At 42.6% G+C, this 13,286-nt stretch carries 15 protein-coding genes; 6 read left to right on the top strand and 9 right to left on the bottom strand.

The features are described 5' to 3' along the window. The first annotated feature begins 11 nt into the window (after nt 1-11). From dapA to EHS13_RS33870, 4 genes are read left to right on the top strand one after another with little or no spacing between them, the layout of a single operon-like run. A complete protein-coding gene (dapA, locus tag EHS13_RS33885) occupies nt 12-908 on the top strand; it encodes a 4-hydroxy-tetrahydrodipicolinate synthase (protein ID WP_155704637.1) in 897 nt (298 codons plus the stop codon). After that, entirely contained in the window at nt 905-2,047 is a 1,143-nt protein-coding gene (locus EHS13_RS33880; RefSeq protein WP_155704636.1) for an iron-containing alcohol dehydrogenase, read from the top strand. Before dapA ends, EHS13_RS33880 begins: the two co-directional genes overlap by 4 nt. A gap of 38 nt (nt 2,048-2,085) precedes the next feature. After that, nucleotides 2,086-3,897: a hypothetical protein gene (locus tag EHS13_RS33875; RefSeq protein WP_155704635.1), complete on the top strand. Its 1,812-nt coding sequence runs from the start codon at nt 2,086-2,088 to the stop codon at nt 3,895-3,897. A 6-nt stretch (nt 3,898-3,903) separates the two neighbouring features. Beyond that, nucleotides 3,904-4,614: an SGNH/GDSL hydrolase family protein gene (locus tag EHS13_RS33870; protein WP_155704634.1), complete on the top strand. Its 711-nt coding sequence runs from the start codon at nt 3,904-3,906 to the stop codon at nt 4,612-4,614. Here the strand turns inward: EHS13_RS33870 and EHS13_RS37075 are convergent. From EHS13_RS37075 to EHS13_RS33850, 4 genes are all read right to left on the bottom strand, one after another. Further along, nucleotides 4,611-4,850: a zinc ribbon domain-containing protein gene (locus tag EHS13_RS37075; protein WP_405083600.1), complete on the bottom strand. Its 240-nt coding sequence runs from the start codon at nt 4,848-4,850 to the stop codon at nt 4,611-4,613. The genes EHS13_RS33870 and EHS13_RS37075 overlap by 4 nt on opposite strands. 196 nt (nt 4,851-5,046) lie before the next feature. After that, nucleotides 5,047-6,315, bottom strand: a complete 1,269-nt coding sequence (locus EHS13_RS37425; protein ID WP_155704633.1) for an NUDIX hydrolase N-terminal domain-containing protein — start codon at nt 6,313-6,315, stop codon at nt 5,047-5,049. Nucleotides 6,316-6,344: 29 nt separating this feature from the next. Beyond that, a complete protein-coding gene (locus tag EHS13_RS33855; protein WP_155704632.1) occupies nt 6,345-7,331 on the bottom strand; it encodes a DUF4871 domain-containing protein in 987 nt (328 codons plus the stop codon). After that, on the bottom strand, nt 7,328-7,864 hold the full coding sequence (locus EHS13_RS33850; RefSeq protein ID WP_155705621.1) for an RNA polymerase sigma factor: 537 nt from the start codon (nt 7,862-7,864) through the stop codon (nt 7,328-7,330). The genes EHS13_RS33855 and EHS13_RS33850 overlap by 4 nt, the downstream gene beginning before the upstream one ends. 153 nt (nt 7,865-8,017) lie before the next feature. Between EHS13_RS33850 and EHS13_RS33845 the strand changes: the two genes are divergently transcribed. Continuing rightward, nucleotides 8,018-8,557, top strand: a complete 540-nt coding sequence (locus EHS13_RS33845) for a SadB/YajI family lipoprotein (RefSeq protein WP_155704631.1) — start codon at nt 8,018-8,020, stop codon at nt 8,555-8,557. A 20-nt stretch (nt 8,558-8,577) separates the two neighbouring features. Here EHS13_RS33845 and EHS13_RS33840 read toward each other — a convergent pair whose 3' ends face one another. The 5 genes from EHS13_RS33840 to EHS13_RS33820 form a co-directional block, all read right to left on the bottom strand. Then, nucleotides 8,578-9,828, bottom strand: a complete 1,251-nt coding sequence (locus tag EHS13_RS33840; protein ID WP_155704630.1) for a serine hydrolase domain-containing protein — start codon at nt 9,826-9,828, stop codon at nt 8,578-8,580. 15 nt (nt 9,829-9,843) lie between these two features. Next, on the bottom strand, nt 9,844-10,122 hold the full coding sequence (locus tag EHS13_RS33835) for a VOC family protein (RefSeq protein WP_155704629.1): 279 nt from the start codon (nt 10,120-10,122) through the stop codon (nt 9,844-9,846). A 122-nt stretch (nt 10,123-10,244) separates the two neighbouring features. After that, a complete protein-coding gene (locus EHS13_RS33830) occupies nt 10,245-10,775 on the bottom strand; it encodes a hypothetical protein (RefSeq protein WP_227014098.1) in 531 nt (176 codons plus the stop codon). Then, nucleotides 10,721-10,861, bottom strand: coding sequence for a MerR family DNA-binding transcriptional regulator (locus EHS13_RS37675; protein WP_227014084.1), 141 nt, complete (start codon nt 10,859-10,861; stop codon nt 10,721-10,723). Before EHS13_RS37675 ends, EHS13_RS33830 begins: the two co-directional genes overlap by 55 nt. A 33-nt stretch (nt 10,862-10,894) precedes the next feature. Then, complete coding sequence (locus EHS13_RS33820; RefSeq protein WP_155704626.1) at nt 10,895-11,620, bottom strand: VOC family protein; 726 nt, start codon at nt 11,618-11,620, stop codon at nt 10,895-10,897. 243 nt (nt 11,621-11,863) lie between these two features. On the opposite strand from EHS13_RS33820, the gene pyk reads away from it, so the two are divergent. Beyond that, a complete protein-coding gene (gene pyk, locus EHS13_RS33815) occupies nt 11,864-13,285 on the top strand; it encodes a pyruvate kinase (protein WP_155704625.1) in 1,422 nt (473 codons plus the stop codon). Nucleotide 13,286: the final 1 nt, after the last annotated feature.

Raw genomic sequence — 13,286 nt, 5'->3', positions numbered from 1 at the left:
GGGGATTGTGCATGTTAAAGCCTAGTGGAATTATACCGGCAATGGTCACTCCATTTACAGATAAGGATGAGCTCAATGAACCGGTAGTTCGCCAGATGGTTAACTATTTCATCGAGTCAGGTGTGCACGGGATATTCTGTCTAGGTACAAATGGAGAATTCTTCTCGATGAATGAAGCTGAGAAGCTGCTTCTTGTGCAAATTGCTGTCGAAGAGAGCGGCGGACGTGTACCGATTTATGCGGGGGCTGGAGGTATCACGACTAGAGAAGCCGCAACTCTTGCAGCAAAGTTTGAGCAGGTAGGTGCGGATGCTTTATCGATTATTACGCCTTATTTTGTTCCAGTCAGCCAACAGGAAATGGTGCAGCATTATAAGAGCATAGCAGCTTCAACATCTCTGCCTATTCTGCTATACAACATCCCGGCGCGAACTGGTGTTTCGTTGGCTCCCCAAACAGTTGAAGCGCTGTCCAAAGTACCGAATATTGTTGGCATTAAGGATTCAAGCGGTAATTTTGATGCTATTCTTGAGTATATAGAACGAACGGATCCGGACTTTGCAGTTATGGCTGGGACAGATTCGTTAATTCTGGCAACGCTGATGGCTGGTGGAAGCGGTGCAGTTGCTGCAACGGCAAACATAGTACCTAAGCTGGTGGTCTCGATTTACGAGCACTGGCTTAAAGGTGAGCTAGAGCTGGCAAAGCAAGCTCAGATGAAGCTTCGCCCGATCCGAAACGCGTCGCAGCTGGGCACACTGCCTTCCGCTTTTAAAGCAGCGATGAACATGCTGGGAATCCCGGTCGGTTCTACTCGATTGCCTGTTGGTGCAATTTCGGATAATGCTAAAGAGGAGCTGAAGCAGATTCTGCAGCTTTATTCAGCTGGAGAGGGACTGCATCTATGAAGACCGTTCGTTTTCAAACCCCAGGAGCTATTATAGCTGGTAATGGCTGTTTCTCGGAAGTCAGTAAACAGATAATCGAGCTTGGAAAGATAAAAAGCATATTGATTGTTACTAGTCCAAGCATAGTGCGGCAAGGCTTTGCTACAGATTTGCTGAATAGCATGACTAAGGTCGGAATTGCAAGTAAAGTGATAAGTGGAGTCATGCGGGAGCCTACGGTTCAGCATATTGAAGAGCTTCACGAGCAGCTGGACGGTCAGGTATTCGATGTGTTTATTGGGCTTGGCGGGGGCAGCGTGCTGGATGTAACTAAATTGCTGGCAGTGCTCAGCACGGGCAAACAAATGCTTGCTGATATAATCGGTATCGATCGGATAACGAGCAGAGGTGTACCAACAATCCTCATTCCAACTACATCTGGAACTGGATCGGAAGTGACACCTAACGCAATAGTAACCGTGCCGGAGGAGCAGCTGAAAATTGGAGTTGTTAGTCAACATCTTTATGCTGCAATGGTATTTGTTGATCCGGAGCTGACCTTATCGCTCCCTCCTGCAATTACGGCTGCAACGGGAATGGACGCGTTCACTCATGCTTTGGAATCTTTTATATCCAATAAGGCTAATCCGATCAGCGATATGTTTGCTTTGGAATCAATCCGCCTTCTGTCAAAGGGTATGGTGGAGGCCTATCACAATGGACAGTCTTTGCAAGCTAGGGAGTCAATGCTCTATGGTTCCGTTTATGGCGGAATGGCACTAGCCTGCTCGGGTACCGCAGCGGTTCATGCGCTTGCCTATCCGCTTGGAGGGAGGTTTAATGTTACGCATGGAGTGGCCAATGCCATGCTGCTGCCGCATGTTATGGCATTTCAGCTTGCGGCAATTGCCCCAAGATTGGATTTAGCTGCTAATGCAATGGGTCTAAGCGATAAAGATGGAGCGGAGCAAGTGCTGCAATGTATAATTAATTGGACTGCACAGCTGCATATTCCGCAAAATCTCCGTGATTTTGGTGTAACTCCAGATGATATTGGTGAACTAGCAATAAGGGCTTCTCAAGTTACGCGGTTATTAAACAACAACCCAAAAGCTTTATCGATCACGGATATGGAATCGATTTATCGTAAGCTGCTGTAACTGCCCTAACTAACCAACAAGCAGGAGGAGTATCCATAATGGACTCGAAAAATAACCAATCCCCAATCATAAACTATAAAGGCTCTATAAAAAGCGTAAATCAGCTTTATCATGACGGACTTATTAGGCCAGCAGTGGGAGTTCAGCATTATCAGGTGCTGCGTGCCAACCGATCGGTACCTCAGGATACGGATGGCAGAGGCTGTACTTATAACCATCAGCCAATGATTGCTTATTGGAAGGGGAGCTTCTATGTTCAATACTTGGGCAGTCACCATGATGAGCATGAGGATCCAACCGAGACCTTTCTGACACAATCCGAAGACAGTAGAATCTGGACCCCGCCATGTGTCGCATTCCCTGCGATAGAGTGGTCACCAGGGAAATATACAATTGCCCATCAGCGTATGGGTTTTTATGTTGCTCCTAATGGAAGGCTGCTTGTCCTCAGCTTTTATGGCTTATGGAGGGAAGGCGATTGGGCAAAAATGCCGAATTCTGGCTATGGTCTCGGACGTGCAGTTCGCGAGGTCTATGAAAATGGCAGTCTTGGGCCGATTTATTTTATTCGCTATATGCCTCATGCCGGTTACACAGAAAGCAATACGTCACAGTGGTATCCATTCTACCAAACTTCAGAGGATGATGAATTTATCCAGGCTTGTGATGTTTTGCTGGCCAATAAGCTGATGACTCAGCAGTGGTGGGAAGAGGATCGCAGCTCAGATGGATTCTTCGCCATGGATAATCAGCTATTCAATTGCAAAGCCTTCTGTTTCTATCATCGTAAAGATGGCAAGGTAGTCGGCTTGTGGAAAAATGCTTGGTCTGCCCTGTCCGAGGATGAAGGCAGCACTTGGTCAACACCTGAGTTTACGGAAAGTAAACCAACCGGTACAGCCAAAGAATGGGGACAGCGTACCAGTGATGATTGCTATGCAATTGTTTGGACTCCAACAACGGATGCAGATCACAGATATCCACTATGTGTGATAACGAGCGAGGATGGAATAGAGTTTGACGGCATGCTGCTAGTCCAAGGGGAAGTTCCTTTGCAGCGTTTTACTGGCTGGCACCGGGAGCTTGGTCCGCAATATATTCGCGGAATTGAGGAAGGGAATGGGCTGCCGCCTGATGGCCATATGTGGATGGCCTATAGTATGAATAAAGAAGATATTTGGGTATGCTGCATTCCAGTACCTATTCTTGGTGAAGTTATCGAAGATGTAGATGATAACTTTGAGGATATGACACCTGGCGGGCTGGTGAGAAATTGGAACATATACAGTCCGCTATGGGCTCCTGTTTATGTGGAACGTAATGAAGGCAATCAATATTTACGCCTTGCAGATAAAGACCCTTACGACTATGCCAAGGCAATTCGTATCTTTCAATCAAGTGCTAAGGTGAAGCTCCAATTCGATGTTCGTGCCATGCAAATTGCAGTGGGGCGACTTGAAATTGATGTGCTGAGTCCAGGAGGAACCAGACCCGTGCAGATCGTTTTTGACTCGGTGGATAAGCTGGTAAAAGCAAACAAGGGAGCTGGGCTAGTACCTGTACATAGTTTAGAAGCTAATCACTGGTATTCTTTTCAGCTGGATATTGATGTAGAACGTTTTGTTTATGATCTTTCGATTAATGGTGAGCTTGTGATGAAAGATGCGAGGCTGGCTACATGGGTTTTTGCCGTGGAGCGACTTGAGTTTCGTACAGGACCGTATCGGCGCGAGGATGCCAGACCTTATCAGGATGAGCCCGTTTATACGGAGGGGCTGCTTGCCTGCGATTATCCGGAACCGCTTGCCGTATATCATGTGGATAATGTCAAAATCAGCAAAAGGGGGTAAGCTCCGTTGGGATTCTTTGAAAGATTGCATAGCCGCTTAGTGGAGAAATCCTTGGATCTTCGTGCTAGGGCTGTCACTTACGTGGCATTCGGCGACAGTATAACGCATGGTGGAATGGAATACGGAGTACATGAGCATATCCAGCTCTACCATCAACTTCTCAAATCAAAAATTGTAGAACGTTATCCATTAACATTAATCAATGTAATCAATTCAGGGGTAGGCGGGGATTCGGCGGTTAATGCCCTATCTCGGTTAGAACGAGACGTCCTTATGTATAAACCCGACTTAGTTACCATAATGTTTGGAGCTAATGATGCTCATGGAGGTGAAGCGGGATTGCCAGCATATGCGGCTGCTATTCATCAAATGATTACAGCCATTCGAACCCAAACAGCTGCCGAAATAATAATTCTGACTCCTCCAATGATGGCCCAAAAAGATAACCCCTTAATCCATGATGCTCACAGAGAAAAGCTCTCTAGTTTCTTTGAGACAGAATTAAGGGGATTTACGCGATTATATGTAGAAGCATTGCACAAAATTGCCAACGAGGAAGCACTGCCTATTCTAGATGTTTATGCGATGTGGGAGCAAATGGAGCAAGCGGGAGTGGATATTCATCAACGTTTCGCCAATGGACTAAACCATCCGGACCGTGAGTTCCATGCCGAGCTAGCTTCCTCTTTGTATACCAAGCTAATAGAGAATGCTTAATTGCCGAAGAGTAAATCCAAGGCCGTTCCCAAAGACCCCGTTTTTTTACCATGCAGAATATCGGGATTATAAACCTCAACAAACCCACAATTCAAACAGGATACGAATAAAAAGTGATTGTACTCAATATCAAAAAGCTTACTTAATCCCGTTCCACTCATAGCTACTTCTTTAACATGGCATTCATTGTGCTTGCACTTGGCGCAAATGAACCTATTTGCGATGATTTGTTCGATGTCTTCGGTGTTTTGCTCTGAGTAATTAGGTTCATCCTTTCTTCTGAATGCTGGATTTGTTAAATCGGAATCATCCCAATTAGAGCGCAAGTGCTCCGGCAAAACCTCTTGCTTACACTCCGGACAAACATCTTCTATTAATTGAACTTGATGATGGCACCAGGGACATTCAATCATTTTCATCTTCCTCTCCAAGTCAGTCTAAAATCACTTTTTTATTGGGATTCCGCAGATATTCAAACATCAGCTTGATTTGTTTTTCTGTGTTGCGTTCTACTGATAATGCAGGCAGCTCATCTTCTCCGAAGAATTGGACATCGCTGGTTTCAACTCCACCTTGTGCTGCGCCTCCGATAATAGCGCATTGAATGAACATTTTATAAACATGATAAGGGGATGGCGGGTGGGAATGGAATTTTTTGTCCAGAACAGCAAGCAAGCGTAGTGGCTCTACAACAAATCCGGCTTCTTCTTGGATTTCCTTAACTGCTATTTCAGATGGGGAGTAGCCAATATCAGCCCAACCGCCAGGCAAAGCCCACGCACCATCCATTTTCTCTTTAACTAAGAGCACTCTATTATTCTCAAAAACAACACCTCGCACATCCACCTTCGGTGTCGCATAGCCTGTCTCATTGGCAAAGCTAAGCTGAATGAGATCAGCTCCTGCAGACGTGTAGTTATCCATAATATCTACGCTGATTTCTCGCAAGGCTTCATACCGTTCAATATCGAATACATCGGTAGCATAGGTTAACCCTATTTGTGCAATCGCTTGAATTTGTTTGGCCCAATCGAGCCACTTCTCAGGGGAGGCCGTTTCATCATGCAGGATCTCTAAAAAAGTCTCAACTTGATCAAAAATTAAATCAGGAGCTATTTCAAAATGAGTGCTTTGTGAAGTAGATAACCATTGGACTCCAAAGGTTCGTAAACCAGCGGATTTCCCAGCCTTTATATCAGCATTGCTGTCTCCAAGGAATACAGCTTCTTCCTTAGAGGCATTGAGAAAAGCCAAGGCTGTATAAATGCCTTCAGGATCAGGCTTTGGTTGCAGCACATCATCCCCCGTAATCACGATATCAAAATAGTGAGTCAAACTCAGAGCTTCCACTGAAATCTGATAGGCTTTTCTGCTTTTACCCGTAATCACACCGATTTTTATGTTTTTGGCTTTTAAATATTGCAGCAGCTTTTCGATTTCATAGGTGGAAGGGATCTCAGTGTGATGACCCTCTTGATAAACTTGATAGTATTCAGCAGTTGCTTCGGGAATTTTGGCTTTATTGTTCAGGTTTAAGGCGATAATTCCGTCCTCTGTAGGTCCGAACATGGCTACCAATTCATCTGTAGAAACATCGCGATTGTCATACTTTTTAAAAACGGACTGAAAGGCTCTAAAAGACAGAGGCAGAGTATCCACTAAGGTTCCGTCAAAATCAAACAGCACTACTTTAATCGTCATTTTATTACTCCTTTGGCAGTATGCATGGCTTACTCTACTTTAACATAAACGCTGCCAAATAGTTTGCCGTCTATTGTTGCATCCATCCTCCAAATTCCTGGATAAGGAAGTGACATTGCTGTGGGAACTTTAACTACTTTAAACTTTTCTAGAGTTGGGAGGGTTACAGTTGGATAAGTGTAGCCAGTTGTGCCTGTAAATAAGGGAAAGGACTCCGTACTGCCTTTTTGGATGGCTGAGATCAATAATTTTTTACCAGAAAGCTGCTGCGTTTCATCATCAGTTTTGCCCCAGAAGAACCACATAATCTTATTCTTAGGAAGTGTAGCCCGTAAACCTGTATTTAGGAAGCCTATCTGACCTTCTACCCCCACCAAGCTATACGTGCCAAATTTAAAAGTTTCGCTGGTTTTCCAGCCCTCAGGTACATCGAAGACTACATCGCCCATTTTTTTATTATCCAAATACATAGTGAATTTCCAGAGACCTCCGACAGGTAAATCAAATCTTGAAGAAATTCGCGTGATATCAACATTGTTATATTTATAGCCATATTTCTGCACTGAATCTAAAATCGTTTCAGGAACCTCAATGATTTCTAAACCTGTCTCTTTGTTGATTCCATCCACCCGGAGCTTCTTGCCTTTCACTTGGTCAAACGGAATATAAAGATTCCACCTACCGCCATTAGCTTGACCAGAAGTAAAATCACCACCCACAGAACCTGCGAAAATGATTTTGCCATCTTTATAATCTGGGTTATGGACTTTCCAGCTTGAATCTGCATTTGTCCCTAACCGACTGCTTATTTCATCAAACTGTGTGACCCCGTATATAAGAATCGCGAATATCATGAAGACACTAATCCAGACAGGAGCTAGCTTTTGCTTAGACCTAGTCACTTTCCTGCTAGCTTGCAACATAACCTGTGGCATTTGCTTGTGAATCATTGCAGCAGAATCCCATGGGGTTTCTTTAAGCTGTTCATACCAAGTTGGTTTAGATGGCTTATTCATCCATTATCAGCCTCCTTTAATGCTTGATCGACCTTTGTTCTTGCTCGATGCAAACGAGATTTAATAGTCCCTACAGGAATCTCAAGTAATGCGGACATCTCTTGCTCTGTATAGGCATAGTGAGCTTCCAATAGGAGGATCTCACGATATTTAGTCGGGAGCGTCATGACAATATTCCAAATTTCTTGGGCTTGAATATGGTTAATCATTTCTTGCTCAGCTGAAATGACTGTTGCTTTTGAAAAAACGCGATCTACCAACGTAACTTTACGAATAAAAGCCGATTTTAGAAAATTAAGCGATTTATTGCGGGTAATCCGCAGCAGCCATGTTTTGACAGAGGAGTCTCCTCGAAAGCTATGGATTTGTTGGAAGGCACTTAGGAATACATCCTGCATCAAGTCATCCGCAGCTTCTCTTCGCTTAGTGAGAATAAAGGCATAATCCCAAACATCTTTTCCATAGCTTTTCATCAGATCATTGAGAATTGTACCTGCATCATCATGCTGTGATAAATGCTTGATATACTCCATTTGCAATTTGATTCCTCCTCTACCCTTATAGACAACTTAAGGAATGAAAAGTTCCAAACTGCAATGCATTCCGATATATACGACTATTTTTTCCGAATTATGGTAGTATTTGAAGGGACTAGAGTCACTGTTACTAAATTAGGAGGTGATTTTGTGCGCGCTTTGCGAATTGTTTCGCTATTATCCGTAGTCCTATTTCTGGCGGGATGTACACAAGATGTTACGGTACAAGAGGGCAAGCAGGTTCAAGAGCCAACCGAACAAATTACACAGATTAATGAGGAAAGTCTTAAGCTTAGTGAACAAATAAACCATTTAAAGGAAGAAAAACTGGCTTTTTTAGCTGCTGATCAGTTTGGCAGAGAATTTTATCAGGCGATGGTTCATGGTGATGTTGAGAAATTAAAGCAAGTCACAGATTCCAACCTGGAAATCTTCAAAGACCATATTGAAATGAAAGTGAGTGAGGAATTAGTTGTAATTCCATTCAAAGCTTTCCAAACCGCAGCTCATCTTAGCAATAATGTCATCGTAAAAACCAATGGTTATGAATTTGATCCAATTAAACAAGTTATGGGGATATACTATATGATTATAGAGACTCAAAATTCATCTGCTTATTTTTTGAATGTTGAACTTGTGAAAACAAATACTTTAAAGTGGACAGTTAGTAACGTAGAATTGGATGTTTAACTTGATAAAATATAGAAGCACTAATTTTGTTTGTGATAACCTAAGAATTCAAATTCGCCGTTATCACATTCTTTTAGAGTATAGGAGTGATCCAGCCAAGTACTATGGAATTGGTGGTTACCAATCGGATATAGGGGTTTGTGGAACCGATTGGAATGAATGAAAATCCAACGATCATTGACTCTTGTTAGTTCAACACGATTTTTAATGTAGATTCCTTCGTACTTAAGTGCAAGTTGTTCATCCAGAGCGATTTCCGGAGGCTTTTGTGGAACTAACGCATGTCCTGTAAAGACCAAGCTGCTGATTGCATCACCAATTCGAGAATAATTAACAAAATCATAATTGCAGAGCACTATGATACAAACATCTGCTTCGAAAAAATTCTGCATATAAGCGCCAATCCCATGATAAGCTCCGTCGTGATGGTATCTAGTTTCTCCATATTGTTGGTCCGTGAATAAACCATAAGCGTAGCCGTTTAAATTCTCAGCGAAAAAACGTGAGTAAGCAGCCGCACTGAGCAACAGTCGACTTTTAAGCGCGGCATGCCACTTATATAGATCTGAGCTGCTCGAGACCATGCCCCCAGCACCGATGCTGTAAGCTAAATGGTGATATTCACCTTTAATAATGCTTTTATAATTCATGCAATATCCGTTAGCTTTATGCATAATTAGCTCCATACCGTCATCGAGAACTGTATGGCTGAAACCCAGTGGGGTGAAGATATTTTCAGATAAATATTGTTTGAAAGATATCCCGGTTATCTCTTCTACGAGAAAGGCGAGCATGTGATAGCCAGCATTGCAATATTCAAATTTCGCACCAGGTTCAAAACTCAGCGGACGATTCAAGAAATTACTTAATAAAAGTTCCTTGGTGTAGTTGATCTTATCCCGATCCCCATAAAAGCTATCGTTAAGCCCACTATTCACGGGTAAGCCAGAGGTGTGTGACATTAAGTGGTGTGCAGTAATTCGCGGATCTAGCTGCAATTCAGCAGGAAGATAAGTATTAACAGGCTGATCAATATCAATCAGCCCTTGATCATAAAGCTGCATAACGGCAAAAGCTGTGAATTGCTTGGAAACCGAGGCTAAGCCAAAGAGAGTATCTGTTGTATTCGGAACTTCCAGCTCAAGACAAGCCATGCCAAAGGCTTGGTTATAGATGACTTCTCCTTGCTGAACAACACGAATAGACCCTGCAAAAGGCCATAGTTCCATATACTGCTGCATAAAGAGTTCGATAGATTTATCCAAATCCACTAGTAACAGCTCCCCTTATTCGTTTTCAGCTTGATCTTCTTGAGGCCATCCGCCCCAGATACCCAGGCAATTATCGTCTGGATCAACAAAATGAAAGCTATGACCTCCACTTGGCTTGAATGAAATGGCTTTCACATTGGCACCTTTAGTAACCATATCTGCATGCAGCTCTTGAATGTTATCTACGGGAAAGTTATAATCCAAGCTAAACATTTCTCGGTACCACTTTAAAGAGCACGCTACATTCTTTACTGGAATGGATACAACTTGCAGATGAAACAATTGTGCAGTCATTTAATAGCCTCCTCATTTTCTAATTAAAATTATGGTTACTATTAAGTAACGATATATATTTAATAAACCAAACATTTGGATTTGGACATATTTATTAAAATACTGGGAGATATAGTGAAGCTTTATAAAGTTCTAATAGCCGGAATATAGATTAAGAATTTATCATCCATTCCACTTTCATATCTATCCCAACGGGGACCAATTGGCTTAAATCCATGTTTGTGTAAGGTACGCATATAGTTCAGGCACATAAATTTATCAGCCGTCTCTGACTCGAGAGTAATGAAGAGAGTGGGGTTTAGCCGCTCAATTCGGTAATTCCAATCCGCGGGGAGCTGATTTAGCTTAGATTCCGCAACATTAAGCTGGATGCGATAGCCAATTTCAACCTGCAAGCTATTTGAGTGTGCATTCAATAACCGTACATAACAATCTGGGAACACATGGAGATTAGCTTGCAAAAGTCTGCTCTTATCCAGTTCAATTGGTTCATGATAGGGATGAAGGGACTGAGTTAGAGAGTGAGGAAACCATACAATGATCGAGGAATCTTCCCAATTTACCATTTGCAAAGCCTTCTGTCGGGGCTGTAAACCACTTAAGTATTGCTTGGCGACCTGCAGAGAATTAAGGTTATCCTCGACCTTTTGCAAGCGGGCAGCAGCAGGTTCTTATTCTCGTAAAAACGCAATGTAGTTGGAGGCAATCCGGTTTTCAAAGCGAATTCTTGAATAGTCATCTGCATACTGCCTGCACCCCTAACGCTAATAAATTAGTTTATCTCATAAGCCCAAATATTAATCCGATTACCATCGGGATCATAAAAATGATAGTCATTTAACGCCAGTTCAGAAATCTCCACACCACGTGATACTAACCAAGAGCGTGAGGGTTCTAATTCATCAGGAGTAATTTTAAAATAGTTGCGGCACATGGGATTACCTTTGAGCGAATGCAAGACATTAGGGTCCTCTATCATCCATACATTCATGGGATAGCTAGAGTCTGGCTCTTTTTTTCCATGTTCTGAGATAGGCATACGTAGAAGGGCAGTTCCTTCTTTTGGACCATCCTCTATCTTCTCAAAGCCTAAAATTTCTTCATACCATTTCACGGATTTCTCGAGATTTGAAACCGAAATAATTAGCGCAATATCTCCAAAGCTGACGAGCCGTGAATCTGCAAACTTGACCGTTCCGGCAGGGTGCTGAATGGCTGTAATTCGAGCACCATCATAAGCATAGATATCGACGAAGCTTCTTCCATCAGGTAAAAGCTGAGGCGCTGAAACCTTCACTTCATGCTTCTGAAAATAATCAATAAGCGCAGCTAAATCCTCCGTACTGAAGCATAAACGAAAGTAACCTTCATTGCGTTCTGTATCTTGATAATGCTCCCATTCCGTTTGAAACGATTTAAGTGTAGCTTGTCCAAACGGGGAAGCGGGAAAAAAGCCATCTTGCCGATCGGAGTTAATTCCTGACCCCAGCAGGTCCAACCAAAATGCTGGCTATACCAGTCTATTGCTTCATCAAAACCATCCCATGAGGCCATAATAAAACCACCGTCAAAACCAAAGCATGGTCGATTCATTTCATCATTCTCCTTTATATGTAAGATCCACTTTATTGTAAAGGTTCTAGTTGGTAGAAGGTCAATAGGATATTAATAATCTTCCATTCTATGGTAATATTAAATTCCTAGGATTACAATAAATACATAAAATTACAGGAGGCCAGTTATGCAAAAAGTTAAAATATTATGCACTATGGGACCAGCATGTGATTCCGTTCCAACGTTGGTGAAGCTGCTTCAAGCAGGAATGACTATAGCAAGGCTGAATATGGCACATGGGGATTTGCCAGAGCATCAAGAAAGAATTAAGAGAATTCGCGAAGCAGCAGGACAATTGAATCGGATTGTACCTATTCTCATTGATATAAAAGGGCCTGAGATTAGAATTGGCCAATTACAGGCTCCATCCTATGAGCTTATTCCAAATAATACTATCACACTGACAACAGAGGTTATTTTAGGCAGCGAAAAACGCATAACGATATCTTACCAAGAGCTGCCTCAACACGTCGTGCCTGGCTCGATTATTCTCATAGATGATGGATTGATTCAATTAAAAGTGGAATCGGCAGAAGGCACAGAAATCGTATGCCGGATTATCAGCGGAGGTACCATCAAGCCTCGAAAAGGCGTGAATCTACCGGGGATTCACACTACATTGCCAGGTGTTACAGAAAAAGATATTAAGCATATATTATTCGCGATAGCAGAAGGCATACATATTATTGCGCTCTCTTTTGTGCGCAGGGCGGAAGATATTATAGAAATCAGAAAGCTTTTGGAGACGAATAACGCCGCACACATTCAGATAATAGCTAAAATAGAGAATCAAGAGGGTGTGGATAATCTCGATGCGATTCTTGAGGTTTCGGATGGATTAATGGTCGCGCGAGGTGATTTAGGTGTAGACATTCCAATTGAGGAAGTCCCGATCATCCAAAAGCTAATGATTGCTAAATGCAACGCTGCTGGAAAGCCTGTCATTACGGCAACACACATGCTGGAATCGATGCAGCTTAATCCTCGACCGACACGGGCTGAAGCAAGCGATGTGGCCAATGCTGTTCTGGACGGGACAGATATCTTAATGCTGTCTGGAGAAACAGCTGTGGGCAAATATCCGGTTGAAGCTGTAACAATGATGGCTGCGATTGCTTCAAGGGTCGACACCTTGATTGATTATAAGGCTAATCTAATTAAGAATAGCGCGTTGCAGAAGACTAATATCACCGAGGTCATTAGCCAATCAGTTGTTCATTCTTCAATTCAATTAGAAGCTAAAGCCATCCTTATCCCAACCGAGTCTGGATTTACCGCACGTATGGTTTCCAAATACAGACCCAAGGCACCGATTATCGCCATTACACCTCACGAAAAAGTACTATATAACCTATGTTTACTAAAAGGAGTGATACCTGTTAAAGGCACGCCGCTCCAATCTACAGATGAAATGTTCAGACTATCCATTAAGCATGCTTTGGACAATAAAATGATCCAAAATGGCGATCTAATTGTTCTAACTGCGGGAGTTCCTATTGGGAAGTCAGGCTCGACCAATTTAATTAGAATTGACGTTGTAAAAGAATAGA

The organism is Paenibacillus psychroresistens, from assembly GCF_009728935.1.
Classification (GTDB): domain Bacteria; phylum Bacillota; class Bacilli; order Paenibacillales; family NBRC-103111; genus Paenibacillus_AC; species Paenibacillus_AC psychroresistens.
This window is presented reverse-complemented; position numbering and strand designations above follow the sequence as displayed.